General features: G+C 68.4%; 28 protein-coding genes. 17 read left to right on the top strand and 11 right to left on the bottom strand.

Going from position 1 to position 22,541, the window contains the following annotated elements; genetic code table 11:
* Positions 1-3 precede the first annotated feature (3 nt).
* Positions 4-1,185, bottom strand: a complete 1,182-nt coding sequence (locus ABD768_RS27950; RefSeq protein WP_344845573.1) for a phosphatidylinositol-specific phospholipase C1-like protein — start codon at positions 1,183-1,185, stop codon at positions 4-6.
* 156 nt (positions 1,186-1,341) lie between these two features.
* Here ABD768_RS27950 and ABD768_RS27945 point away from each other — a divergent pair, with 156 nt between their 5' ends.
* The gene (locus tag ABD768_RS27945) at positions 1,342-2,013 is read left to right on the top strand and encodes a TetR/AcrR family transcriptional regulator (protein ID WP_343970103.1); all 672 of its coding nucleotides are present in this window, start codon (positions 1,342-1,344) and stop codon (positions 2,011-2,013) included.
* Positions 2,014-2,115: 102 nt separating this feature from the next.
* Here the strand turns inward: ABD768_RS27945 and ABD768_RS27940 are convergent, their stop codons facing one another.
* Entirely contained in the window at positions 2,116-2,508 is a 393-nt protein-coding gene (locus tag ABD768_RS27940) for a DUF3592 domain-containing protein (protein ID WP_343970106.1), read from the bottom strand.
* Between the two features lie 133 nt (positions 2,509-2,641).
* Positions 2,642-4,555 carry a DUF5107 domain-containing protein gene (locus ABD768_RS27935; RefSeq protein WP_344845571.1) on the bottom strand — a complete coding sequence of 638 codons (1,914 nt, stop codon included), beginning with the start codon at positions 4,553-4,555 and terminating at the stop codon, positions 2,642-2,644.
* Between the two features lie 90 nt (positions 4,556-4,645).
* On the opposite strand from ABD768_RS27935, the gene ABD768_RS27930 reads away from it, so the two are divergent.
* Together ABD768_RS27930 and ABD768_RS27925 are read left to right on the top strand one after the other, a co-directional pair.
* Positions 4,646-6,301 carry an FAD-binding dehydrogenase gene (locus ABD768_RS27930; RefSeq protein WP_344845568.1) on the top strand — a complete coding sequence of 552 codons (1,656 nt, stop codon included), beginning with the start codon at positions 4,646-4,648 and terminating at the stop codon, positions 6,299-6,301.
* Positions 6,302-6,400: 99 nt separating this feature from the next.
* On the top strand, positions 6,401-7,576 hold the full coding sequence (locus ABD768_RS27925) for a 3-hydroxybutyrate oligomer hydrolase family protein (protein WP_344845565.1): 1,176 nt from the start codon (positions 6,401-6,403) through the stop codon (positions 7,574-7,576).
* Here the strand turns inward: ABD768_RS27925 and ABD768_RS27920 are convergent.
* The 3 genes from ABD768_RS27920 to ABD768_RS27910 all read right to left on the bottom strand — a co-directional run bounded on the left by ABD768_RS27920 (position 7,573) and on the right by ABD768_RS27910 (position 9,653).
* Positions 7,573-8,496, bottom strand: coding sequence for a serine protein kinase RIO (locus ABD768_RS27920; RefSeq protein WP_343970119.1), 924 nt, complete (start codon positions 8,494-8,496; stop codon positions 7,573-7,575). The two genes, ABD768_RS27925 and ABD768_RS27920, sit on opposite strands and share 4 nt — an antisense overlap.
* A gap of 153 nt (positions 8,497-8,649) precedes the next feature.
* On the bottom strand, positions 8,650-9,081 hold the full coding sequence (locus ABD768_RS27915; RefSeq protein WP_344845562.1) for a hypothetical protein: 432 nt from the start codon (positions 9,079-9,081) through the stop codon (positions 8,650-8,652).
* Complete coding sequence (locus ABD768_RS27910; protein WP_344845559.1) at positions 9,078-9,653, bottom strand: RNA polymerase sigma factor; 576 nt, start codon at positions 9,651-9,653, stop codon at positions 9,078-9,080. Before ABD768_RS27910 ends, ABD768_RS27915 begins: the two co-directional genes overlap by 4 nt.
* Positions 9,654-9,771: 118 nt before the next feature.
* Here ABD768_RS27910 and ABD768_RS27905 point away from each other — a divergent pair, with 118 nt between their 5' ends.
* From ABD768_RS27905 to ABD768_RS27880, 6 genes are read left to right on the top strand one after another with little or no spacing between them, the layout of a single operon-like run.
* On the top strand, positions 9,772-10,251 hold the full coding sequence (locus ABD768_RS27905) for an Asp23/Gls24 family envelope stress response protein (protein ID WP_343970127.1): 480 nt from the start codon (positions 9,772-9,774) through the stop codon (positions 10,249-10,251).
* Positions 10,248-10,529 carry an Asp23/Gls24 family envelope stress response protein gene (locus ABD768_RS27900; protein WP_343970130.1) on the top strand — a complete coding sequence of 94 codons (282 nt, stop codon included), beginning with the start codon at positions 10,248-10,250 and terminating at the stop codon, positions 10,527-10,529. Before ABD768_RS27905 ends, ABD768_RS27900 begins: the two co-directional genes overlap by 4 nt.
* Positions 10,526-10,705 carry a DUF2273 domain-containing protein gene (locus ABD768_RS27895; RefSeq protein WP_328333517.1) on the top strand — a complete coding sequence of 60 codons (180 nt, stop codon included), beginning with the start codon at positions 10,526-10,528 and terminating at the stop codon, positions 10,703-10,705. Before ABD768_RS27900 ends, ABD768_RS27895 begins: the two co-directional genes overlap by 4 nt.
* Positions 10,698-11,087 (top strand): Asp23/Gls24 family envelope stress response protein, encoded by a 390-nt coding sequence (locus ABD768_RS27890; protein WP_344845554.1) that lies wholly within the window; start codon positions 10,698-10,700, stop codon positions 11,085-11,087. The genes ABD768_RS27895 and ABD768_RS27890 overlap by 8 nt, the downstream gene beginning before the upstream one ends.
* Positions 11,084-11,608 carry a DUF6286 domain-containing protein gene (locus ABD768_RS27885; RefSeq protein WP_344845553.1) on the top strand — a complete coding sequence of 175 codons (525 nt, stop codon included), beginning with the start codon at positions 11,084-11,086 and terminating at the stop codon, positions 11,606-11,608. Before ABD768_RS27890 ends, ABD768_RS27885 begins: the two co-directional genes overlap by 4 nt.
* A gap of 1 nt (position 11,609) precedes the next feature.
* Positions 11,610-12,179, top strand: a complete 570-nt coding sequence (locus ABD768_RS27880) for a hypothetical protein (protein ID WP_344845550.1) — start codon at positions 11,610-11,612, stop codon at positions 12,177-12,179.
* Positions 12,180-12,205: 26 nt separating this feature from the next.
* Here ABD768_RS27880 and ABD768_RS27875 read toward each other — a convergent pair whose 3' ends face one another.
* Positions 12,206-12,913, bottom strand: a complete 708-nt coding sequence (locus ABD768_RS27875; protein WP_344845547.1) for an NIPSNAP family protein — start codon at positions 12,911-12,913, stop codon at positions 12,206-12,208.
* Between the two features lie 88 nt (positions 12,914-13,001).
* Here ABD768_RS27875 and ABD768_RS27870 point away from each other — a divergent pair, with 88 nt between their 5' ends.
* Complete coding sequence (locus tag ABD768_RS27870; protein WP_343970149.1) at positions 13,002-13,490, top strand: DUF892 family protein; 489 nt, start codon at positions 13,002-13,004, stop codon at positions 13,488-13,490.
* A 124-nt stretch (positions 13,491-13,614) separates the two neighbouring features.
* Here the strand turns inward: ABD768_RS27870 and ABD768_RS27865 are convergent, their stop codons facing one another.
* Positions 13,615-13,758 carry a GPGG-motif small membrane protein gene (locus ABD768_RS27865; protein ID WP_203590735.1) on the bottom strand — a complete coding sequence of 48 codons (144 nt, stop codon included), beginning with the start codon at positions 13,756-13,758 and terminating at the stop codon, positions 13,615-13,617.
* Between the two features lie 257 nt (positions 13,759-14,015).
* On the opposite strand from ABD768_RS27865, the gene ABD768_RS27860 reads away from it, so the two are divergent.
* On the top strand, positions 14,016-14,795 hold the full coding sequence (locus ABD768_RS27860; RefSeq protein ID WP_343970154.1) for a sigma-70 family RNA polymerase sigma factor: 780 nt from the start codon (positions 14,016-14,018) through the stop codon (positions 14,793-14,795).
* On the opposite strand, the gene ABD768_RS27855 is transcribed toward ABD768_RS27860, so the two are convergent.
* Positions 14,792-16,891: an alpha/beta hydrolase-fold protein gene (locus ABD768_RS27855; RefSeq protein ID WP_344845543.1), complete on the bottom strand. Its 2,100-nt coding sequence runs from the start codon at positions 16,889-16,891 to the stop codon at positions 14,792-14,794. The two genes, ABD768_RS27860 and ABD768_RS27855, sit on opposite strands and share 4 nt — an antisense overlap.
* Positions 16,892-17,000: 109 nt before the next feature.
* Here ABD768_RS27855 and ABD768_RS27850 point away from each other — a divergent pair, with 109 nt between their 5' ends.
* From ABD768_RS27850 to ABD768_RS27830, 5 genes are all read left to right on the top strand, one after another.
* Positions 17,001-17,174, top strand: a complete 174-nt coding sequence (locus tag ABD768_RS27850; RefSeq protein ID WP_343970160.1) for a CsbD family protein — start codon at positions 17,001-17,003, stop codon at positions 17,172-17,174.
* Positions 17,175-17,224: 50 nt separating this feature from the next.
* A complete protein-coding gene (locus ABD768_RS27845) occupies positions 17,225-18,106 on the top strand; it encodes a hypothetical protein (protein WP_344845540.1) in 882 nt (293 codons plus the stop codon).
* Between the two features lie 46 nt (positions 18,107-18,152).
* Complete coding sequence (gene ku, locus ABD768_RS27840; RefSeq protein ID WP_344845537.1) at positions 18,153-19,055, top strand: non-homologous end joining protein Ku; 903 nt, start codon at positions 18,153-18,155, stop codon at positions 19,053-19,055.
* A 70-nt stretch (positions 19,056-19,125) separates the two neighbouring features.
* Positions 19,126-19,647 carry a hypothetical protein gene (locus tag ABD768_RS27835; protein WP_344845535.1) on the top strand — a complete coding sequence of 174 codons (522 nt, stop codon included), beginning with the start codon at positions 19,126-19,128 and terminating at the stop codon, positions 19,645-19,647.
* Between the two features lie 64 nt (positions 19,648-19,711).
* Positions 19,712-20,251, top strand: coding sequence for a hypothetical protein (locus ABD768_RS27830; RefSeq protein ID WP_344845532.1), 540 nt, complete (start codon positions 19,712-19,714; stop codon positions 20,249-20,251).
* On the opposite strand, the gene ABD768_RS27825 is transcribed toward ABD768_RS27830, so the two are convergent.
* The gene (locus ABD768_RS27825; protein WP_344845530.1) at positions 20,219-21,094 is read right to left on the bottom strand and encodes a LysR family transcriptional regulator; all 876 of its coding nucleotides are present in this window, start codon (positions 21,092-21,094) and stop codon (positions 20,219-20,221) included. The genes ABD768_RS27830 and ABD768_RS27825 overlap by 33 nt on opposite strands.
* Positions 21,095-21,166: 72 nt before the next feature.
* Here ABD768_RS27825 and ABD768_RS27820 point away from each other — a divergent pair, with 72 nt between their 5' ends.
* Positions 21,167-21,829 (top strand): type 1 glutamine amidotransferase domain-containing protein, encoded by a 663-nt coding sequence (locus ABD768_RS27820; protein ID WP_344845529.1) that lies wholly within the window; start codon positions 21,167-21,169, stop codon positions 21,827-21,829.
* A gap of 10 nt (positions 21,830-21,839) precedes the next feature.
* Here the strand turns inward: ABD768_RS27820 and ABD768_RS27815 are convergent, their stop codons facing one another.
* The gene (locus ABD768_RS27815) at positions 21,840-22,526 is read right to left on the bottom strand and encodes a hypothetical protein (protein ID WP_343970179.1); all 687 of its coding nucleotides are present in this window, start codon (positions 22,524-22,526) and stop codon (positions 21,840-21,842) included.
* Positions 22,527-22,541: the final 15 nt, after the last annotated feature.

Raw genomic sequence — 22,541 nt, 5'->3', positions numbered from 1 at the left:
GGGTTACCTCTCTTCCGAGATCACTCCACGGCACTTCGACGGTGCCGTCACCGGGTTGCATCGTACGGCGGTCTTCTCCGGCAGCTGGGCGACGAAGTCGCTGTCGTACCGGGCCGCCATGCCCGCGACCGGGAAGTCGGTCGTCACGTACTGCGCGCCGCTGGCCAGCGCGATGCCGAGCCGGGTGTAGTCCTTGGTCCGGATCGTCGCCATCGGCTCGTCCGACCGGCTGCGGACCAGGTACCCCTTCTTGACCAGCCGCTGGATCTCGGCCTGGCCGGCGCCCCGCGGGTCGTTGACCTCGGTGATCGCGGCGTCCGGCTCACCCTCGGGACCACGGGTGAAGACGGCGCGACCCTCCAGATTCGGCTTGCCCGCCCGGTACAGGTCGCGGATCGCGGAACCCGGACCGCCGTTGTCGAAGTAGAACATCACCTTGCCGCGAGCCTCCCGCAGCGTCGGCCAGCCCTTGGTCAGTACCGACTGCTCCAGGGTCAGGCCCGGCTTGCGGACGTCGTCCGGGGTGATCAGGTCGTCCGCGCTGAAGACCGAGCGGATCTCGGCGTCGACGCTGTCCAGGTTGCCCGCGTCCCACGGCGGTGCCACCACGCCACCGGCCGCGACCACCTGCGGGTCGGACTGCTTCAGCTCGAGGTTGATCGAGATCGGCGCCGCGTCCGGGTGCTCGTCGGTCCACGTCTTGACCTGCTGCAGGCACAGGACGAAGGTCCGGCAGTTCGTGTTGTAGTCGAAGTCCGGAATGTGCATCACCTTGATGCCGGGCTGCGCCAGCGCCGGGTCGGTGAGGGGGCCCTGACCGGTCAGCTTGCGCAGCAGCGGGTACTGGTAGAGCCCGCCGGCCGGGTCCGGGAACAGGTCGAACTCCAGCGTGCGCATGTTCTGGTCCTCGAGCTGCTGCGGGACCGAGGCGTGCGAGTAGAACAGGTCGACCACGCCCGGGTTCAGCGACAGCTGGGCCTTCTGCTCGGCCGCGTTCAGCTCCCGGTGGTAGGAGTTGTGCGAGCCGATCTGCTGCACCTGGTTCATCCGGACCCCGGAGGTGTTCGTCCGCTGCCCGCCCTTCGCGTCGGCGCTTTGCCCGGGCAGCGCCGCGCTCCCCGCCAGCCCGCCCCCGGCCACGGCCAGGGACGCGAGTCCCGCGACTACTCTCCTGCTGACCTGCATGTGCTTTTCTCCCTCGGTGGACCGGACGGACGAGCTCAAGCCTGATTCTCGTCCGGACCGGTGTCATCTGGCTGACCGCAAGCTGACAGCAAACCGTGTGGTGCTGAAGCTGTGCTTTTGGCAACGTTGTCGCCGAGTGGAGGCACAATGAACACCATGGTCACCACATCCGCCGGCGAGGAGCCGGGCGCCGACGCCGGTACGGCGTACCCGCTGCGCCGGACGCCGACCCAGGACCGGGCCAACCGCCAGGTCGAGCGCATCCTGGACGCGGCCTGCGCCGAGGTGGTCGAGCGCGGCTACGACGCTGCCTCGACCAGCAGCATCGCCCGCCGGGCCGAGATCGCGGTCGGCAGCGTCTACCGGTACTTCCCGGACAAGCGCACCCTGATCCAGGCGATCGAGCGGCGCAACCAGCATCGCTACACCGACGCCGTCCGCGAGCGGCTGGCGGTGGTGGCGGACTGGCGCCAGGCCGTCGATGTCACCCTGGACACCTTCCGCGAGATGCACAACACCGATCCGGGCTTCCGGGCGGTGGTGCTGAGCGGGCTGGGCGACCCGGACCTGGAGGCGACTCCCGGTGAGTTCGACGACCAGCACGCGGGTGAGTTCGCCGAGCTGCTGACGTTGCGGTTCGGGGCGCGGGACAGCCACGAGTTCCGGATGAGCGTCACACTGACGATCGCGATGGGCGAGGCGCTGGCCCACCTGGCGGACCGGCTGCCGGCCGGCGACGCGGAGTACGTGCTGGCCCAGGGCCGCCCGGCCCTGCACCGCCTGCTCGAGCCGCACCTGCCGGCCGAGTCAGGCGACGTTCTGCCCTGAAATCACCAGTTGCTCGAGCCAGGGGCAGAAGGCTCGAGCAACAACGCCGTAAATCAAAGGTCCCCCGCCATCAGGCGAGGGATCGCACCGCGCAAGGAATGCTTACGCCTGCGGGACCGCCGAGCGTGGGCCGATGGTCGGCCAGTGGCTCACCTTGCCCGCGATCCGGGCCCGCCGGGGCGCCCGGATGTCGTAGCTGACGATCACCCGGTCGTTCTTGGCGTAGCTGCTCGCCGCGGCCAGCGGGATCATCCGCGCGACCTCGAACGGGCCCTCGCCGTGCCGGGTGTAGTACTCGACGGTGACCTCCAGGCACTCGGCCGTCGCACCACTGTCCAGCTGTCCGCGGACCGGGCCGCGCACCTTCGTCACCCGTCCGGCTGTTTTCTCGACCCCATCGCTGCGGCGCCGGACGCCCGCAACGATGTCTGCCACGATGCATGCCGTGACCAGCAGCACCAGGCCTAAACCACCGAAGACAACGATAGTTAACATGGCACTCACCCCCGACGCGTCGCCCGCGAGCGGCGCGGTCGTCGTTTTGTCGTACTGCCTGTACAGGCCTTCCTGTACAAACGGTGGGACGGCGGCTGAGCTGATCCGGTTCCCACGTACTGACAATCGTGTCTCAGCTGTCGCCGAACATCCCGAACTGATGCCGTGACGGCACCGGCCGGAACGTGCCCAGCTCACGCTGCGCCCACAGCCAGTACTCCGCCAGCGGATTCTCGCCCTCGCGGACCGTCGGCAGCTCGATCCCCTCGTCCAGCAAGGCCTGCGCGCCGGCGGCGTCGCCCTGCAGCAGCAGGAGCTTGACCCTGGCCGCCCGGATCCGCGGTTGCGCGCGCACCTGCTCCGAAGCGCGCCGGTAGAACTGCTCGGCGGATCGGGTGTCGCCCGCCTCGACGGCCCACTCGAAAGCCTCCACGAACAACTGGTGCAAGCCGGCCGGAGCAAGGGCCACCGCGTCATCCCAGTCGCGGCTGTCGCCCGAGCGCAGTGCCAGTTCGCGGGCGGACCATACGGTTTTCAAGCAATTGTCCGACCTGCGCCAGGCGTCGAGCGCGCCGTCGTGGTCATCGGCGTACCAGCGGGCAACGCCGCGGTGGTACCAGATCAGCCAGTTGTCGTCCTCGACAGCTTCGAGCAGGTCCTTCCAGTGCAGCAGCGTTCCGTCCGGCGCGCCGTGATGGTCGAGCGGCATCCGGCCGTCGAGTACCGGCAGCCAGGCGCGTTCGCGATCCGTCATCGTCTCCTCGGCGAACGGCGTACCGGCCGAGACCTTCCAGCCCGTACGCCGCAACTCCAGCGCGCCCCATCCGGAGCCCGTCGCGAGCGGCTCGACCGGCTCGGCGTCGATGACGGTCAACCACTCCTCCTCGCGCGCGGCGAGCGAACGGAGTACGGGCTCCAGTACTGCGCCGGTCGCCAGGCGGGCCGTCTTCCAGTCACCGTCGTGCGCCTTGGCCGGGTCGACACTGACGCGCCCGTACGCCTCCAGCCAGTGCCAGTTGGTTGCTGGCGGCAACTTGAGATGCTCCATCTGGGTCCGCGCCAGGCCGGCCTGGATCTCGGCGTACCCGTGCCCCTCCAACCCCGGCGACAACCATTCCTGCCAGCGCCGCCCGCCGGTCGACTCACCCCAGACGAACAGCTTCCGCCCGCGCAACCGGTCCGTCGACGCCTGCGCCAACCCGTTGCCCTCGGCATCGAGTGACGCGATCCAGGGCTGCTCCTGCGACGGCAGCTCGAAGAAGAAGTCGACCGCCCGGCGATGCCGCACCGGATACGACAGATCGAACCCGTCGTACTCCGGTACGCCGACCAGGTCGAGCCGATTCCCGTACCCGAACCGCCAGGCCTGGTCGGCCGGCACGAGCACCCGCGTCCCCGGCGACTGCTCGACCGCGATGTTCGACCACCAGTACGCCGGGGCCGTCTCGCTCGACGGGTTCTGGATCCGCGCACCGACGTACAGCTGCTCGGAGTCGTCGGGCAGCCAGAAGTCGAGCTGGGTGATCAGGTTGCGGGTCCGCTCCAACTCCCACAGGCGCAGTACCGGCGTACCGTCCGGGCCCTCGACGCGAGCGGCGTGCATGGGTGAGCAGGTGCCGGTCCAATGGCCGGTGCTGCCGAGGTTCCACTCGACTCCACCGGCGAACCAGGCGTTGCGCAGGGCGAGGTTGGCCGGCTGGAAGACCGGGTTGCGATAGAGCAGCTCGTCGCCACTCGCCTTGTGCACAAGCGAGTAGAGGCGGCCGCCGAGGCTGGGGAGGATGGTGGCCCGGAGGTGGTCGTTCTCCAGGATCAGCGAGGGCAGCGCCCGCTCGACGAGCTCACGGTCGTAGCCATCCTGGATGAGGCCGGGCAGCATCGTCTGCAGGTGATCGGGGTACGTCATGTTCTCGCGCATCTCGGCCGGCAGCTCGGCCAGGTTCTCGACGTGGTGCAGGTCCTGGCTCGAGGACACCGGCGGCAGCGGGTTCTCCTCGCCGAGGGAGGCGGCGGGTAACTGCAAATCTTGCGCGTAAAGGGTCGTCACACGCTGATTCTCGCAACTTTGCGCAGTGGGGTCCATGGTTACTCGGGAGTCAGATATACATGGACGACCGACGCGAGAAAGCGAGCACCGATGGATGCGGATGTGATCGTGGTGGGAGCCGGCCTGGCCGGGCTGGCCGCCACCGCCGAGCTGGCCGACGCGGGCAAGAAGGTGCTGCTGCTCGACCAGGAGCCCGAGGCCTCGCTGGGTGGGCAGGCGTTCTGGTCGTTCGGCGGGCTGATGTTCGTTGACTCGCCCGAGCAGCGCCGGATGGGCATCAAGGACTCCCGCGATCTCGCGCTGCAGGACTGGCTCGGCTCGGCCGGTTTCGACCGGCTGGACGACGAGGACAAGTGGGCCCGGCAGTGGGCCGAGGCGTACGTCGACTTCGCGTCCGGTGAGAAGCGGCCGTGGCTGCACGGCCAGGGCGTCCGGTTCTTCCCGGTCGTCGGCTGGGCCGAGCGCGGTGGGTACAACGCTGACGGTCACGGCAACTCGGTGCCTCGCTTCCACATCACCTGGGGCACCGGGCCTGGTCTGGTCGCGCCCTTCGAGCGTCGCGTCCGCGAGGCCGTCGCGAAGGGGCTGGTGGAGTTCCGGTTCCGGCACCGGGTGGACGAGCTGACGGTGACCGGCGGTGTCGTCGACGGCGTCTCCGGCAAGGTCCTCGAGCCGAGCACAGTGGCCCGCGGTGTCTCCAGTTCGCGCGTCGAGGTGGAGGACTTCGCTCTGACCGCGCAGGCGGTGATCGTGACGTCGGGCGGGATCGGCGGCAACCACGATCTGGTCCGGGAGTCCTGGCCCGAGCGGCTCGGCAAGGCGCCGAAGGAGATGATCACCGGCGTACCGGCGCATGTCGACGGCCGGATGCTCGGCATCACCGAAGCGGCCGGCGGGCGGTACGTGAACCGCGACCGGATGTGGCACTACACCGAGGGCATCCGCAACTGGGACCCGATCTGGCCCTCGCACGGGATCCGGATTCTGCCCGGCCCGTCGTCGCTGTGGTTCGACGCGACCGGCAAGCGGCTGCCGGTGCCCTTGTTTCCAGGCTTCGACACTCTCGGCACGCTCGAGCACATCATGAAGACCGGCTACGACTACAGCTGGTTCGTGCTCACCCAGAAGATCATCGAGAAGGAGTTCGCGCTCTCGGGGCAGGAGCAGAACCCGGACCTGACCGGCAAGGACATCAAGGGCGTGCTCGGCCGGGCCCGTGGTGGCGCGACCGCTCCCGTACAGGCCTTCATGGACAAGGGCGCGGACTTCGTCGTCCGCAACAACCTGTCCGACCTGGTCCGCGGGATGAACGAGGTGGCCGGCTCCGACCTGATTGACTACACCGACCTGGAGCGCCAGATCCTGGCCCGCGACCGCGAGATGGACAACACCTTCACCAAGGATCTCCAGGTCACCGCGCTGCGCGGCGCCCGGAACTACCGCGGCGACAAGCTCATCCGGGTCGCGCCACCGCACAAGATCCTCGATCCCAAGGCCGGGCCGCTGATCGCGGTGAAGCTCAACATCCTGACCCGCAAGTCGCTCGGCGGCCTGCAGACCGATCTGGATTCCCGGGTACTCCGCGCCGACGGCACCCCACTGCCCGGCGTCTACGCGGCCGGCGAGGTCTCCGGCTTCGGCGGCGGCGGCATCCATGGCTACCGCTCACTCGAAGGCACCTTCGTCGGCGGCTGCCTCTTCACCGGCCGCACCGCAGGTCGAGCGGCCGCCAAAGCAGTGTCCTGACAGCCCATCCGGACAGCGGGTCTTATGTGCCCAGACCCCCTGTCCGGACACCGGCCCCGCTCCTAGCGTTGCGCGCAGTCAACCCTGGGAGGACCAGCTATGCGCCGCCTCGCTTTGTCCGTCGCCGTGTTGTTGCTGGCCGGTGGTATCGCCACACCGGCCGAGGCTCAGGGCTGCCCGCGATTGCGGGTGCCAGGGGCTCAGTACCAGGTGATCGCTTGCCTGGATGACCTGACGACCGCGGGGACGGTCGGCTCGGGGCATACCAATCCGGCGGACTACGCGGGGCTGACGCATGCTGGGCTGCCGCAGCAGTCCGGCGTACCGGGTGTGCAGCTCGACGGGTACTTCCCGGACAGTTCGCATACGAACACCAATCACGGCTGGAACCACGACGCGCAGTTCGTCATCCGGTTGCCGGAGAAGTGGAACGGCGGGCTGGTGGTGGCGGGGTCACCCGGCGTCCGGGCGCAGTACGCGAACGACCGGGCGATCTCGGACTGGGTGCTCGCGAAGGGGTACGCGTACGCGGCCACCGACAAAGGCAACACCGGCGCGAACTTCTTCACCGACGGGGTCCGGCCAGGTGACGCGATCGTCGAGTGGAACCAGCGGACCACCCAGCTGACCCTGGCCGCGCGAGCCGTCGTCGCCCAGCGCTACGGCCGTCCGCCGCGCGAAGTTGTTGCCGCCGGGATCTCGAACGGTGGCTATCTGGTTCGCTGGCAACTGGAGAACCATCCGGAGCTCTACACCCGCGGCGTCGACCTCGAAGGCACGCTGTGGACCGTCCAGGGGCCGAACCTCTTCACCTTCTTGCCCCCGGCAATCAAAGGCTATGAGCAGCAGTCGGCCGCGCGGATCGTCGCGGCCGGCTTCGACCCCCGCTCCGACTTCCTGTGGGACTACCACTACGCGGTCTACTGGAAGCTGACCCAGCGGATCTACACGGCCGAACTCGATCCGGCCTACACGGGGAGCGAGGCCGACTACGACTACGCGGCCCGGCCGGCCGCGCAGCAGGCAGTGCGCCGGATCGCCTTGACCGGAAGGATCGGTCGCCCGCTGACCACCATCCATGGCACCCTCGACAGCCTGCTGCCGATCAGTCAGGACTCCGACGTGTACGCCGGAATGGTCCGGCGCGCGGGACGGGCGCGACTGTTCGCATACCAGCGGGTCGAGGCGGGCAATCATGTCGACGGTCTCGTCGACGCCCACCCCGACCGGCTGGTACCGCTGGTTCCCCTGCTGCAGCAGGCGATTGCGCGCTAGAACACCATGGTGAGGAGGTCGGCGAAGAGTTCGTGTTCGTCGACCTCCAGGCCGCGGTTGGTGAACCAGGTGCACATGTTGTGGCAGTCGCGCATCAGGAAGTCCATCCCCTTCGGGTTGCCGACGATGTCGACGACCTGCGGGAGATCGATCATCACGATCCGCTCGCCCTGGGCCAGCACGTTGTACGGCGACAGGTCGCCATGCGCCAGGCCGGCTCTGGCCAGCTCGCGCATACCGTCGCGGAGCTGCTCGTAGTACGAGCTGAGCAGCTCGCCCTTGGGCCGGACCTGCGCCAGCCGGGGTGCCGCGCCGCCGTCACCGTCGTCGATGAACTCCATCAACAGCTCGGTGCCGTCGACCTGGACCGGGTACGGAACCGGGACCCCGGCCTTCCAGAGCCGGCAGAGAGCGTCCCACTCCGCGTAGGCCCATTGCCCGGCCGCGACGCTGCGACCGTGTGAGGTCTTCTTCGCCATGGCGCGGGTGTCACGGCTGTTGCGGGTACGCCGGCCTTCGACGTACGACGTACTGCGGTGGAACGAGCGGTGCTCTTCACTGCGGTACCGCTTGGCGGCCAGCAGCGACCGTCGCGCGGGGTTGTCGCCGATCTGCTCCACTGCTCGCTCGAGCAGGAAGACATCGGCCTCCTTACCGGTTTTGAGGATGCCGAGCTCGGTATCGATCGCGGCCTGTTCCGTCACCACCCACGAGGGGCGGGGCTCAGGCCCGCGAGAGCCGCGCTCGACATCCAGCCAGGTCGACCAGCGCTGATCCGGCGCCAGTTGCTCTTCCACTTCGCTGAAGTGGAAGACGAAGGCGTCGGCAACGTCCGGTTCGGACTCGTCGCCGGCCAGTGCGGCCCAGCGATCGTCGAGGTCAGAGAGTTGGTGGTCGGTACGAAAGACGTCGGAAGACATCGGATGTGCTCCTGGAGAAAGAAGTGAGGCTGACGCGGACATGCCGCAGCGCAGTGATGGCCATTCGTCCAGCCCTCCTTAGTCCAGGCAGCATTCGTAGCTGCACAATCCCGAACAGGATGCAGCCCGCTTCTCAGCGGCGCAACTGATTTATCAGCGGTCGTTCAGATCGGTGATGGTGACGTCGATGCCGTCGGTGCCGAAGGGGGGTTCGACCGGGCCGAGGAGGTCGGTGATGACCTCGAAGGTGATCGCCTTGACCTGCTCGCCGAGGGCGGCGAGGTCCTGGCCGTAGGAGGCGATGACCTCGACAACCGCGCCGGTGGCCCGGCCGTCCTCGCCGACGAAGGAGACGCGGGACAGCTCGCAGCCGGGCAGCGCGTTGATGGCGACGCGGAGCTGGCTGACCAGGACGTGGTCCGCGACGTACAGGGGACCGCCGCTGTCGGCCTCGGCCAGGATCGGGCGGGAGCGGCGGGTGACCGAGCGCAGCTTCTGCTGGATGTGGGCGGAGATGTCGACCCAGCCCGGCTCGGGAGCCGAGCGGGCTTCGGCCGCGGCGCGGCGCAGGATGTCTTCGGTCATCGCCAGTCCTCCAGCTTCTCCTGGAGCGCCACCCGGGCTCTGGCCAGCTGACCTCGTACGACGGTCGGCGTCGTCGCGAGCACCTCGGAGATCTCGAGGTAGCTCATCTCCTCGACCTCCCGGAGCAACCAGACCGCGCGTTGCCGGTCCGGGAGCTCGGCCAACGCGGCGTCGAGCGCTTCGAGCAATTCGGTCCGGACGGCCGGCTCGACCGGGTCGGAGCCGCCGGCCGGCAGAGCGGTGAGCGTCTCGTCGGCCACCGGCGTCGGTCGCTTCTTGCGCAGCAGGTCGATCGCCTTGCGGGCGGTGAGGGTGAACAGCCAGGTGCGCAGCTTGGAGTCGCCACGGAAGTCGGGAAGCGCCTTCCAGGCAGCGACGAACGCATCCTGGACCACCTCCTCGGCATCGCCGTGATCGTTGAGCATACGGCGCGCGTACCGGAACATCGCCGGACCGTGCCGCTCGATCACCGCCGCGAACGCGTCCGAGTCCCCGAGGGCGGCTGCCCGGCGCAGCGCGTCGTCACCGGCCTGCGACCAACCGTCGGCCTGCGGCCGTACGGTAACTCGCACCGATCCAGTGACCCCGTTCACACGAACAACCTAGGCGATGCGCGTGACATCGGGGCTGTTCGCCTCGTCCTACCGAGTGTCGAACACAGTTGCAGATGGCAATCAACGAGGGGATGACATGGCTGACACGAGCCTGACCACACCGAGCCGGACCGCGAAGGCCGGAGCCGAGCTCGAGCCGGCGACCAGCGCGCTGGTGAGCGAGTACGGCCGGACGGCGATCGCCGACACGGTGGTCTCGAAGATCGCCGGGATCGCGGCCCGCGAGGTGACCGGCGTGCACAACCTCGGCGGCGGTACCGCCCGCGCCGTCGGCATGCTGCGTGAACGCATCCCCGGCTCCCGCACCAACCTCTCCCAGGGCGTCTCCGTCGAGGTCGGCGAGAAACAAGCCGCCGTCGACATCGAGGTGGTCGCCGACTACGGCGTCAGCATCGCCGACCTCGCCCAGGGCATCCGCCGCAACGTCATCAGCGCCGTAGAACGCATGACCGGCCTCGAAGTCACCGAGGTCAACATCGCCGTCAGCGACGTCCACCTCGACGGCGAAGACGACTCCGAAGACACCGACGACCAGCCGGAACGCCGGGTCCAATGACCGAAGATCTTGCTGAGCAGGTGGCGGCTCTGGTGCGTTCTGTGCCGGGGGTTGTCGGCCTGCACGGTGGGGTGTTCGGGGAGGTTGCCACCTACCTGCCCGGGCGGCGGGTTTCGGGGGTCCGGATCACGCCGGAGCGGGCTGAGGTGCATGTGACGCTCGTTTGGGGTGAGCCTGTGCGGGCGACCGCCGAGATTGTTCGTGATCTGGTTGCGGAGCTCACCGGCGTACCGGTGTTTGTCACTGTCGAGGACGTTGTCACCAAGGAGATCTCGTGAGTTATCCGATCATCGGGCTGTTCGCTGGGTTGTTGCTGGCGGTCGCGGCTGCGGCGGGTGGGTTTTTGGGGTTCCTGCTCGCGCTTGTACTGGGCGGTGTCGGGTACGCGGTCGGGCGGTACCTGGAAGGCGCCAAGTCCATTGATGACGTCTTCCGGCCGAAGCGCCGTGGCTGACGAGGCCCTCCTCGCGGCTGAGCCGGCCGGCCTGGCTGAGTTGGACGGTCGCGGTCGGACGGAGATCAAGTCGCGGGTGACCGAGCGGATCGCCGAGGTGGCGGCTACCCGGGTGCCGGGTGTGGCCAAGCAGGAGGCGACCTTCGGGCGCGGCCTGCCGCGTGCGGAGGCGCGGCAGGCCGGCGAACGGGTGCGGCTCCAGCTCAGGATCGCCGTGCTCTGGGGGCGCCCATTCGCCCAGGTCGCCGCCGACACCCGCGCGGCCGTCGCCGAGCAGGTGAACGCGTTGACCGGTCTCGAGGTCGACACCGTCGACGTCCACATCGACACCGTCCTTCCTGAGCGCGAACTGACCACCACGCAGCCAAGGAGGGTGTTGTGACCGCAGCCAAACGACCGGTCCGTACGCCGGCCGCGGTACCCGTCGGCATCATCGGCGCGATCGCCCTCGGACTCCTCGGCGCAGCGGCGATCCGCGACGCCCTGCAGACACTCGACGTCGTGAAGGGCACCTCCTGGTCGGGCTGGCTCGCCGATCGCATCAAGCTGATCGAGCCCGCCGACTGGATGCTGCCCGCGGGCATCGTCGCAGTGCTGGTCGGGTTGTGGTTCCTGATCGCCGCCCTCAAGCCGCGCCGTACGACGCAGTGGCAGATCGGCGACTCGTCGGTCTGGATCCGTCCCAAGGACGCCGCCCGGCTCGCCGCGGGCGCTGCCTCGGAGGTCGGATCGGTGCTCTCGGCAACGACTTCGGCGAAGCGGCGACGGATCAGCGTCGATGCCGTCACCACCACGGATGCGGCGCATGTCGGCGAGGAGCTGGAGGCCGCCGTCACCAGCCGGCTCGCACCGTTGAGCCGGCCACCCCGCATCCGTACCCGAGTGCGCTTGGAGGAGAGCTGAGATGGGCCGAGGACTGATCGCTCTGGATCGCGTGGCCGCTTTCGTACTGGGCCTGCTGCTCCTCGCCGGTGGCGCGGCGGCGCTCGCCTGGAAGTACGACGTCTTCGCCGACGCCCCATCGAAGATCCGGATCACCGGCGCGCCGGCCGTCGTCGCCGAGAGTTGGTGGCCGTGGGCAACTGGTGCGGCCGGGATCGTCCTCGTCCTGCTGGCGTTGGGCTGGCTGCTGCGGCACATCCCACGCCGCCGGATCAACCGGCTCTCCCTCGATGGCAGCTCGGGCGACGGCCGGCTGAGCGCCGACGTCGACTCCGCAGTCGGTGCTGCTGCTCAGGTGCTGGCCGCGGACCCCGCCGTACGATCCTGCAGCGGTCATCTCATCACCGATCGGGGCGAGGTCGTCGCCGAGCTCAAGACGACGATCAACCCGGACGCCGATCTCGACCACCTCCGCCACACCGCCGACCGGGTACTGACCGAACTCCGCGAGCTGGTCGGCCGCGACGAACTGCGCACCAGAGTCCTGCTCCGCACCGCCCGTCAGCAACAGACAGCACCGCGAGTGCTCTAGCGCCACCCGCGAGCAACGCAGCGCGATCAGCGGAACTGTGAGCGGGCGGTCGGCCGGAGGCGGAGTTGCTGCGGCGGGGCGATCGAGCGGCAGATGATCTCCGGCAGGATCTTGTTCTGCCAGGTCCGCGAACTGTCGAGCTGCCGGCGATGCTCGGTGTACGCCGCATCGCCCGGGAAGACGGCGAACCAGGCGAGCACTACCTCGTCCCTCAGCGGCAGCGCCGGAAAGTTGTTCTCGGCGACAAGTGTCTCGAAGGTCGCCGCGAGGGCCGCGCCGGTCGCCGTCAGCACCGGAGCGATCTGGTCTGCGAAGTACTCCACGAACCCGTCGTCAGGCGAACCACGGTGATAAACCGCCCCGGCGATCACCGACGACGGAATCTCGGTGGCACCGATCGGCGGCCTGGCCGCGCCCAGCTCCGGATACCCATCACCGAGCTCGAGCGGCTTCAGCAGCAAGGCGTTGTCCGAGTCCTTCATCGTCACATTGGCCTCGGCGCCACGCTCCCTCCACACCGGCCCGTAGTAGAAGCCGTTCAGCGCTGCCGCACGCGTCGCCAGATCGGGAAAGCCGCGGATCCACACGAACCGCTCCGGATCGTCGAGATCGCGGAACTGCCCGACGAGATGCATCCCGTGGGCCTCCTGCCCCTCGACGAACGCCTCGTCGAAGACCCGGACCAGTTCGTCCCGCATCCCCGGATACACGGTGTACTGCCTCAGATCCACCACGCCACAACAGTCAGCTCTCACACCGGCCAGTCAACCGGCGAACACTGACAAGTACCGGCAGTGTTTGCCGGCCGGGTACTAGATCGTGATGATCGACGAATCACGCCTCGCCACGTACCTGCAGGACCACTACGCGGGGTCAGCCGCCGGCATCGAGCTGTTCAAGCGAGCCGCTGACCAGCAGACCGACCCGGTCGTCCGTACCGCGCTGGCCAAGATGGTGCAGGAGGTCGAGGAGGAGCGAACCGCCCTCGAACGCTACCTGGCCGCCGTCGGCGCCAAGCCCGACCAGCTCAAGAACGCCGGCGCCTGGATGGCCGAGAAGCTCTCCCGCCTGAAGCCCAACGGCGAGCTACTCCGCCGCTCCCCACTGAGCGACCTGGTCGAGCTCGAAACCCTCCGGATCGCCGTCGAGGGCAAAGCGGCCGGCTTCCGCACTCTGCGGGCCCTGGCCGACGAAGAACCCCACTTCGACGCAGCCGAACTGGACAGCCTCCTGACCCAGGTGGCCCAGCAGATCGAAGACCTGGAAGCCCTCCGCATGGCCACGGCCCAACGAGTCCTCCGCCACCCCTGACCCTCGCGGCAAGCCCACATGTGGTGGGCATGAACACCAAACGGTGGGCTTGAACAAGGTATGTCTTGTTCAAGGCCACCGTTACCTGTCCGAGCCCACCAGATGTGGGCTCGCCACCCTGGGGTTACGTGAAGATGCTCACGCCGCCGGGGCCTACGAGGAGGCCGACGACGATGAGGGCAGCACCCATCAGGAGCTGGCCTCGGACGAGGGAGACGATCCCGGAAATGACGAGGATCGCCGCGATGATCCAGAGAATCAGGAGCATGGTCGTTCCTTTCTCTACAAGCCGGAACCACTGACGCGGTCCGGCGGCTGATACCCCGTGCGACTACACGTCGAGGACCCCTCCCGACGTTTCTTGACCCACTTCAGGTGCCCGCCGCGAAGCAGTCCAAACGGTGCGAGATTCAAACAGCTGTAACACGGGAGGGGTTGCGTGTGACGGATCGGTTTGATCTGGTGGAGGGAGTGGTTCAGCAATGACGCCACAGCCGCAGGACCGACACGACGAGGTTTCTCACCGTGACGATCGCACCTGTCCGTAGTACCGAATCGCAGACTCTGATCGCGGACTCCACCCACCAACTGCTCGCCGAGGCGGACGGCATGGCCGACCCGCGCCGGCAGGAACTGCTCGACGAGGTGGTCATCCTGAACGCGCCGGTCGCGCGTTCGATCGCCTCCCGCTACCGCCGCAAGGGCGTCGACAGCGACGACCTCGACCAGGTCGCCTACCTCGGCCTGGTCAAGGCGGCCAACGGCTACCGCCCCGACGCGTCGACGGCCTTCCTCTCGTACGCCGTACCGACGATCCGCGGCGAGTTGAAACGCTACTTCCGCGACTGCGCGTGGGTCGTCCGGCCGCCGCGCCGGGTCCAGGAGATGCAGGGATCCATCGCCGCCGCCGAGCCCGAGCTGACCCAGCAACTCGGCCACCTCCCCACCGACGAGGAGACGGCCGAAGCGTTGGGCACCGACGCCGGCGAGGTCGCCGAGGCCGCATCCGTGCGTGGCTGCTTCAACACGCTCTCACTCGACGCGCCCGCCGCAGCCGACAACGGCGCACGCCTGGTCGACACCGTCGCCGACGCCGAAGAGGGCTACGAGCTGGTCGAGAACGTCCACACTCTCGCCCCGGCAGTCTCCGACCTCGACGACCGGGACCGTCAGATCCTCGCCCTCCGTTTCTGCGGCGGTCTCACCCAGGAGGAGATCGGCAACGAGCTGGGCGTCAGCCAGATGCAGGTCTCCCGCCTCCTCCGCAACATCCTCGACCGCCTCCGCACGCAACTGGCGCACTAGCGGCGGAAGACATCACCATTACCCAGTGCCTGCTGGTCAGCGGTGTCGCCGGCAGTCAGGCCGGAGACATACGTCCTGCCATGCTGCGCCGCGACGAACAGGTTGGCCTCGGCGAAGGCGTCGGCACCGTCGTCCTCGGTGGTGCCGAACTGCTCCACCGACGCGCGTGTCTGATCAGCCTCGTACCGCAGCAGAACCACATCGAACTTGCCCACCGCAGCCCCCAACGCTCCATCGGTGAACCCTGCAACGACAAACCCGGTCTCGTCACGCGCGATCGCCGCGCCCTTGTCGTTGCCCGTCGTCCCGACCTGGTCATTCCACACCACTGCCCCCGCGTCATCGACCCGCGCAACGATCAGATCCTTGTCGCCGGCCAATTCACCCGCGTACGAGCCCGCCGTGTAGCCCGTGAGCAACACCCCGCCGGCCCCATCAGCAGTCATCGCCCAGAACTCATCCGCCTGCGCGGTCCCCAACTGCTTCACCCACGCACGATTTCCGTCCCGATCGAACCGCGCAACGAACCCATCGACGTCGCCAACAGGTGAGCCCAGCGCCCCTGCCGTCATCCCCGCCAGATAGACGCCATCGCCACTCACCGCCAGCCCCATCCCCTTCTCCTCACCGGCACTGCCGAACTGCCGCACCCAAACCTGCTTGCCCTCGGCATCCAGCTTGGCGAGGAACACGTCCTTGTCCCCCGCATTCACCCCACCCAGTTCACCCTTCGTGTATCCGCCCAGATAGATCGAACCATCGGCATCCGCAGCCACCGCGTACCCGCGATCGGCAACCGCCGTCCCCACCTTGGTGAACCACCGCTGATTCCCCTGTACGTCGTACTGCGCCACGAACGCATCATCCGACCCACTGCCAGTCGTGTAACCCACCACGGCCGGCCGCCCCGAAGCATCCAGCACCACCCCGTACGCCCGCTCGGTTCCCGCCGTCCCGAACTCCCGCGTCCACACCCGCCCGCCATCCGGCCCGTACTTCGTCAGCGCGACGTCCTTGCCCCCGGCGTACGGCTGCCCCTCGATCGACCCCTCGGCGGCGATCGCCTCATAACTGTTGCCCGCCTCGTCGACCGCGACACCACCCGCGCGGTCCTCCCCCGGCGTACCGGACAGGGCGGCCTTCATCGGCGTCACGGGTGGCTTGCCGATGAACTGGAACACGTACTTCGCGCCTTCGGCGAACGTCGGCCCCCAGACCTCCCAGTCATGCCCGCCGTCGACCACCCGGAACTCACTCGTCAGCCCCGGCACCCGCACCGCCTGGTTGAACACCACGTGCGCCTCGAAGTCGAGGTCGTGCTGGTAGTCCTTCGGCTTCGGATTCTTGTATTCGTCGTCACCCACGGCAATGAACAGATGCGACGGCAACCCCTTGCCCGCAAAGGTTTTGAATGCTTCGGGATAGTTCAGCTTGCGATAGATCGCCTCACTGAACTCGTCCTTGCCCTTGCCGTAGGCACCGAATTCCCGTGCGCTTGAGTCCTTCGGCGGCTGGGGTGAGTACACCGCCGGGCTGAGCACGATCGCGGCGCCGAACAGCTCCGGATGGACCATCGAGTACCGCAGCGCGCCCGATCCACCCATCGAGTACCCGGCGATCGCCCGCCCGGTCCGGTCGGTGATGGTCCGATAGGTCGCATCCACGTGCGGCACCAGGTCATGGATCAACGCCGTCTCGACCGGCCGCCCCGGCTCCTTGCCCTTGTCCCTGTACGCCGAATCGACGTAGTAGCTCGCCCGGCTGCTCCACGGCGCGTCGGGCATGACCGCGATCGTCGGCGGGATGTCGCCGGCCGCGATCATCGCGTCGAGTCGCCCCTTCAGCTGGGTCCATGCGGCCATCGAGTCGCCGCGGCCGTGCAGGAGGTAGAGGACCGGGTAGCTCGCGGTCGAAGCGGCGTACCCGGCGGGCAGATACACGTTGTAGGCAAGGTCTTCACCCAGCGTGGCCGACCGGAAGCTGGTGGCGGTGATGGTGCCCGGCTCGGGTGCCTTCGCAGGCGTCGCGGGGCCGGCTGACGGCAGCAGGAAGTTGACCAGGAGGGCGGCCGCGAGGGCCGGGACAGTCACGCGCATAGCTGCTTTGTAATCGCTTACGTAAACGATTACAAGAGGTCGATGGTTAGCTCTCGCGCGGCGGGGCACCGGGGGTTGGTCCGATTCGCAGCGACAGAGGAGAGACCCGATGGGTATCGGAGACAAGCTCAAGAACTCCGCCGAGGAAGCCAAGGGCAAGATCAAGGAGAAGACCGGCGACGCGACGGACAACGAAGACCTGCAGGCCGAGGGACAGGCGGACAAGTCCGTCGCGGACCTGAAGCAGGCCGGCGAGAAGGTCAAGGACGCGTTCAAGGACTGACCAGGATCGAATGCTCCGATCGCGGCCGGTTGGTCCGGTAGCGTCGGGGCATGGACTTCGACGAAGCGGCCGACGCGCTGTACGCAGCGCCGTCGGCCGACTTCATCTCCCGGCGCAACGAGCTGGCCAAGCAGCTGAAGGCTGATGGGGATCAGCTCGGGTCCACGCGATTGAAGGCGCTGCGCAAGCCGACCGTTGCCGCGTGGCTGGCGAATCTGCTGGCCCGGGAGTCGCCGGACGACATCGATGATCTGCTGGCGTTGGGTGACGAATTCCGGCAGGCGACGGCTGATCTCGATGGTGAGAAGCTGCGGGAGCTGACGCCTCGGCGGCACAAGCTCCTCGATCAGCTCTCCAAGTCCGCGGCGGAGCTGGCTGAGCGCGAGGGGCAGAAGGTCAGCGCGGATGTCGCGCAGAAGCTTCGGGAGACGCTCGATGCGGGGTTGGTCGATCCCGCGGCGGGTGAGGCGGTGCGTGAGGCTCGGTTGAGCAGCGCGCTGCGGCATGTCGGTTTCGGGGTTGTCGACGAGAGCGGGGAGCCGTCGACGGTCACGCCGCTGACCGACGAGCGGCGGCAGCGGGCGCAGGAGCGACGCCGGGCCAAGAGCGACGTACCGGCTGAGCCTGAGGAAGATGCCGAGACGGCTGCTGCGCGAGCGAAGCGGGAGAAGGCCGAGCGGGAGCAGGAAGATCGCGAGGCGGCTGAGAAGGCTGAGGCCAAGAAGGAGCTGGACGATGCACTCGCGGCGGCGGAGGCAGCGGAGGCTGTTGTCGCTGATCTCGATACCCAGCTCAGCGATGCGCGGGATGCGCTGATCGAGGCGCAGGAGGCGGTGCATCGGGTCGGCGAGGAGCTGGACGAGGCTCGCAAGGCTGCCCGGGCGGCCCAGAAGGAGAGCCGCGAGGCGCGGAAACGGTACAACCGGCTCTGATCGGGTACCGGGCATCCGACTGGGTGTCGCATGAAGGGAACCGATGATGGCGCGGGCGATCTGGAGTGGGTTCATCAGCTTCGGGCTGGTCTCGGTGCCGGTCGGGTTGTACTCGGCGACCGAGGAGCACCAGCTCGACTTCCACCAGTTCCAGCGCGGTACGTCGGACCGGATCCGGAACAAGCGGGTGAACGAGCGGACCGGGCGTGAGGTCGACTACGAGAAGATCGTGAAGGGCCATGACGTCGGCGGTGGCGAGTACGTCATCGTCGAGCAGCAGGAGCTGGCCGACATCGCGCCCGGTCGGTCGCGGTCGCTGGAGATCAGCCGGTTCGTCGACCTGGACGAGATCGATCCGATCCATTTCCAGAAGAGCTACTACCTGGCGCCGTCGGATGCCGGGAACGCCTCGTCGTACGGACTGTTGCGGGACGCCCTGGCCAAGACGAACCGGGCCGGCATCGCGTCGTTCGTGATGCGCAGCAAGGAGTACCTCGCCGCGATCCGCGCCGACGGCAAGGTGCTCGTGCTGGAGACGATGTTCTTCGCCGACGAGATCCGCGACCCCGCCAAGGAACTGGGCGACCTCCCCGCCAAGTCGTCCGCCACCAAACAACTCAAGATGGCCGTCGACCTGGTCGAGGCGATGAGCGGCACCTGGCGGGCCGGCGACTACAAGGACAGCTACACCGAACGCGTGAAGAAGTTGGTCGCCGACAAACGCAAGGGCAAGGAGATCGTCCTCAGCGAGGAAGCCCCCGAGGCGACCACCACGACCGACCTGGTCACCGCCCTCCGAGCCAGCGTAGAAGCCGCCAGGTCCCGCCGCGCCGCCGGCAAGAAAGCCCCGGCCAAGAAGACCGCGGGCGCCAAGAGGACACCGGCGAAGAAAGCTGCTGCCAAGAAGACGGCGCCCAAGAAGAGCGCGGCGAAGAAGCGGGCCGCCTGACCGCTGCAACTACCTGCAAACCCAGGCACGCCGGACTACCGAATCACCCTGGGCTGGGTGATCCTTGGGCATGCGTGGACGACTGGGGACAATCCCCACCTGGGCCTCGGTCCTGCTGATGGGCGTGCCGTTCGGCGTCGCGATGGGAATCTCCGTCACGAAGGACGGGGGAAGCGCCGAGTCAGCGGTGGTCTCCGGGATCCTGCTCGGCCTGTTCTTCGGCCTGGCGATGACCATCGCCTCGAATCGGCAGCGCCCCCTCCTGCGGCTAGCGCTGGGCACGAACACCTCACCGGCTCTGCGCCGCGCCGCGACTCGCGCCGTACGGCGTGGGCCGGTCCCCGCCGATCCCGAGGTCCGTGCGGCAGCGATCGGCTTGGCGGAGTACCAACTGAACCTTCTCACTGGCCGGCGCAGGGTGTCGCTGATCATCTGGCCGCTCGTGCTGGCCGCCATCATCGCCAGCACCCTCGTCTTCGACGACGCACCCTGGCCGATTGCACTGATCGCGATCTGCCTGTCCCTGATCGCCGACCAGATCATCCGCCCGAAGTACCTCCGCGCCCGGATCGCTGTCCTCAAGACCGGCTGACCCGCTGCAACAAGTTGCAACCGAGTCGGACCCAGGATCGGCCTCGGATGAGTGATCATCGGGTGTGCGCATATCTGTTGAGAAGGCTCCGGCCTGGGTGATCTGTCTGCTGACCGGGGTTCCGTTCGGTGCTTACATGGGGGCGCTCAGCAGGAACGACGGCAGCAGCCTCAGGTCCGCGGTGATCTCCGGGGCGGCCGTTGGGCTGGCTTTCGGGATTGCGATGGCCTTCGCTTGGCGCAAGCGCCTGCTACCTCTGGTGCAGGCGGTGGGGCCGGAGGCCTCGCGGGCCGACCAGCGAGCCGCAGGGCGTGCGTTGCGGCGGGGTCCGGTTCCGGCCGACCCGGAGGTGCGCGCCGCGGCGATCCGGCTGGCGAACCGGCAGCTTGAGCTCTTGCGCCTCGGGCGGACGCGGTCGCTGATCATCTTGAGCTTGCTGCTGGTCGTCAGCGTCATCGGCCTGTTCGCCGACCCAGGCTCGTTCTGGCACATTCCGCTGGTGGTAGCCATCCCGCTCCTGATCGCCTACCAGATCCTCCGGCCGCGGATGCTGCGCGCTCGGCTCGAGGAGCTAACGCAGGGTTTCGAGGAGGACGGTTCTTAGCAGGCTGGCGGGGCTGCGGGGGCCGGCGTCGGAGCGGATGGCTAGGTAGCCGGTGTTGAGGGGTGGGAGGTCGGGGTCGGCTAGCAGGCGGAGTCGGCCGGTGCGGAGGTCTTCCTCGCAGAGGTAGAGCGGTAGGACGCTTGCTCCGGCGCCGGCTCGGACGGCGGTCAGGACGCCTCGGAGGTCGGGGACTACCAGGGCGACGCTTCTGGTCAGGCGTACGCCGAAGACGCTGCGCCAGTAGCGGCGGAGGATCGGGGCCTCTTCGGCGTACGCGACCAGGGGGATGTGGCGTAGTTGGTCGGGGGTGTGCACCGGCGTACCGGAGTACCAGCGGGGTGCGGCCACCAGGGCGAAGGTTTCGTCGTAGAGGGGTGTGACTTGTACGCCGGGGCGGCGGGGGCGGGTCGAGCTGATGACGACGTCGAGGGAGCGATCCAGCAGCCCGGCGATGAGGTCATCGGGGAGACCGAAGCGGGTGCGGAGTTGGAGGCCTTCGGCCAGACGGCCGGCGAGGGCGGGTAGGACCTGGTGGCTGATGTAGTCGGCTGGGCCGCCGAGATGGACCGTGGTGGCGACCGGCTCGTCCAGCTCGTCGACGACCAGCCCCTGGAGCGTGTCGATCGGGTCGGCGATGCGACGGGCCAGCTCGTCACCCGCTGCAGTAGCCAGTACGCCGCGCGCGCGGCGCTCGAACAGCGGTCGCCCGACCGCCGCCTCCAGCGCCTTGAGGTGCGCCGTCACCGTCGGCTGCGACAGCCCCAGCTGCTCGGCGCCGGCCGTGATCGACCCGGCGCGGTGGATCGCCAGGAAGCTGCGCAGCAGGTCGAGCGAGATCGGCACATCAGGAATCCTATGCCTCGCCCAACGGATGCCTATTGGTCTCCGATGGGTCGACCTGGCCATGATGGACCCATGACACGCGTACTGATTGCCCTCACCAGCCACTCCCAGCTCGGCGACACCGGCCGGAGTACTGGTTTCTACGCCGGCGAGGCGGCCGAGCCGTGGACCGTCTTCAAGCAGGCCGGCTACGACGTCGAGCTCGTCTCGGTCGCCGGTGGCAAGCCGCCGGTTGACGGTCTCGACGAGGCCGACCCGGACCAGAAGCAGTTCTTCGCCGAGGCGGATCTCGAGCACACCAAGACGGCGGCCGAGCTGACCGCCACCGACTACGACGCGATCTTCTTCGCGGGCGGGCACGGCGCGATGTGGGACTTCCCCGGCGCCAAGGAGCTGGCCTCGCTCGCCGCCGGGATCTATGAGAACGGCGGCGTCGTCGCGGCGGTCTGCCACGGGCCGGCCGGCCTGATCGAGCTCAAGCTGTCCGACGGCAGCTACCTGGTCGACGGCAAGAACGTCGCCGGCTTCACGAACGCGGAGGAGAGCGCGGTCGGCCTCACCGAGGTCGTCCCGTTCCTGCTGGCCGACGAGCTGACCGCCCGCGGCGCGATCCACCACCCGGCCGACAACTTCACCGACCAGGTCGTCACCGATGGTCGCTTGGTCACCGGCCAGAACCCGGCGTCGGCCCGCAGCACGGCGACCGCCGTCACTGCCGTCCTCGACAAGAAGTAAGCGGCAGGATCTACGGAGGCGTCTGAGGCAGTAGGTAGACGCCGGGGTCCGCAGGGGCTCCGGCGTCGAGCCAGCGCTGGAAGCCGTCGGGGTTGCGTCGCTCGAACTCGTCGAGGCAGATCCGGCGCACCTCGGCGACCGCCTGCCGATCCCGCGGCCCCGCTCCCTGCGCGAGCGTCGTGGTCGTCTCCCCCCAGACCCCGCACAGCTCCTCGATCGTCAGCGGGCACTGGAGCGAGGCGATCAGCTTCTCGTCCTCCAGGTGATCCGCATGCGTCAGGGCCATCAATCCCCCGTACTCCGCGGCACGCCGCCGCCGGCGCCCCAGCAGACGTCCGCCCAGCCGCCGCTCGCGACGGGTGTCCGGCAGCGCCAGGTCGACCAGCACGAAGACGACCGCCGCGATCATCGCGATCACGAACCCGAGCGCTCCCCAGCTGAGCAGCCGGACCAGCCCCGGCACCGCGAGCACGGCCCCTGCGGCCGCGGCCGCGACGAGCAGCGGGGACTGGTACGGCGTCTCGTCGGCGAGGTACTTGATCACCGCCGCCAGCGGCCAGATCAGCGCGAGGACGACGGCGAGCAGGATCGACGCGGCCAGCGGGCCGAGCATGATCACACCGGCCAGCAGTCCGGACGTGCCGATCCCGACGCCGGCGGCCACCGCCGTACGCCGAAGCCAGAGGGGTACGCGCATCTCGCCTCACACGGA

This window comes from Kribbella ginsengisoli (assembly GCF_039537185.1).
Classification (GTDB): Bacteria; Actinomycetota; Actinomycetes; order Propionibacteriales; family Kribbellaceae; genus Kribbella; species Kribbella koreensis.
Note: the sequence above shows the minus strand (reverse complement) of the source record. Positions and strands in the feature narration are given on the sequence as shown.

Coding starts and splice junctions, on each gene's coding strand:
- ABD768_RS27950 (WP_344845573.1), bottom strand. CDS start 1,185: ATGCAGGTCAGCAGGAGAGTAGTCGCGGGACTCGCGTCCCTGGCCGTG.
- ABD768_RS27945 (WP_343970103.1), top strand. CDS start 1,342: ATGGTCACCACATCCGCCGGCGAGGAGCCGGGCGCCGACGCCGGTACG.
- ABD768_RS27940 (WP_343970106.1), bottom strand. CDS start 2,508: ATGTTAACTATCGTTGTCTTCGGTGGTTTAGGCCTGGTGCTGCTGGTC.
- ABD768_RS27930 (WP_344845568.1), top strand. CDS start 4,646: ATGGATGCGGATGTGATCGTGGTGGGAGCCGGCCTGGCCGGGCTGGCC.
- ABD768_RS27925 (WP_344845565.1), top strand. CDS start 6,401: ATGCGCCGCCTCGCTTTGTCCGTCGCCGTGTTGTTGCTGGCCGGTGGT.
- ABD768_RS27920 (WP_343970119.1), bottom strand. CDS start 8,496: ATGTCTTCCGACGTCTTTCGTACCGACCACCAACTCTCTGACCTCGAC.
- ABD768_RS27915 (WP_344845562.1), bottom strand. CDS start 9,081: ATGACCGAAGACATCCTGCGCCGCGCCGCGGCCGAAGCCCGCTCGGCT.
- ABD768_RS27905 (WP_343970127.1), top strand. CDS start 9,772: ATGGCTGACACGAGCCTGACCACACCGAGCCGGACCGCGAAGGCCGGA.
- ABD768_RS27900 (WP_343970130.1), top strand. CDS start 10,248: ATGACCGAAGATCTTGCTGAGCAGGTGGCGGCTCTGGTGCGTTCTGTG.
- ABD768_RS27880 (WP_344845550.1), top strand. CDS start 11,610: ATGGGCCGAGGACTGATCGCTCTGGATCGCGTGGCCGCTTTCGTACTG.
- ABD768_RS27870 (WP_343970149.1), top strand. CDS start 13,002: ATGATCGACGAATCACGCCTCGCCACGTACCTGCAGGACCACTACGCG.
- ABD768_RS27865 (WP_203590735.1), bottom strand. CDS start 13,758: ATGCTCCTGATTCTCTGGATCATCGCGGCGATCCTCGTCATTTCCGGG.
- ABD768_RS27855 (WP_344845543.1), bottom strand. CDS start 16,891: ATGCGCGTGACTGTCCCGGCCCTCGCGGCCGCCCTCCTGGTCAACTTC.
- ABD768_RS27850 (WP_343970160.1), top strand. CDS start 17,001: ATGGGTATCGGAGACAAGCTCAAGAACTCCGCCGAGGAAGCCAAGGGC.
- ABD768_RS27845 (WP_344845540.1), top strand. CDS start 17,225: ATGGACTTCGACGAAGCGGCCGACGCGCTGTACGCAGCGCCGTCGGCC.
- ku (WP_344845537.1), top strand. CDS start 18,153: ATGGCGCGGGCGATCTGGAGTGGGTTCATCAGCTTCGGGCTGGTCTCG.
- ABD768_RS27835 (WP_344845535.1), top strand. CDS start 19,126: ATGCGTGGACGACTGGGGACAATCCCCACCTGGGCCTCGGTCCTGCTG.
- ABD768_RS27820 (WP_344845529.1), top strand. CDS start 21,167: ATGACACGCGTACTGATTGCCCTCACCAGCCACTCCCAGCTCGGCGAC.
- ABD768_RS27815 (WP_343970179.1), bottom strand. CDS start 22,526: ATGCGCGTACCCCTCTGGCTTCGGCGTACGGCGGTGGCCGCCGGCGTC.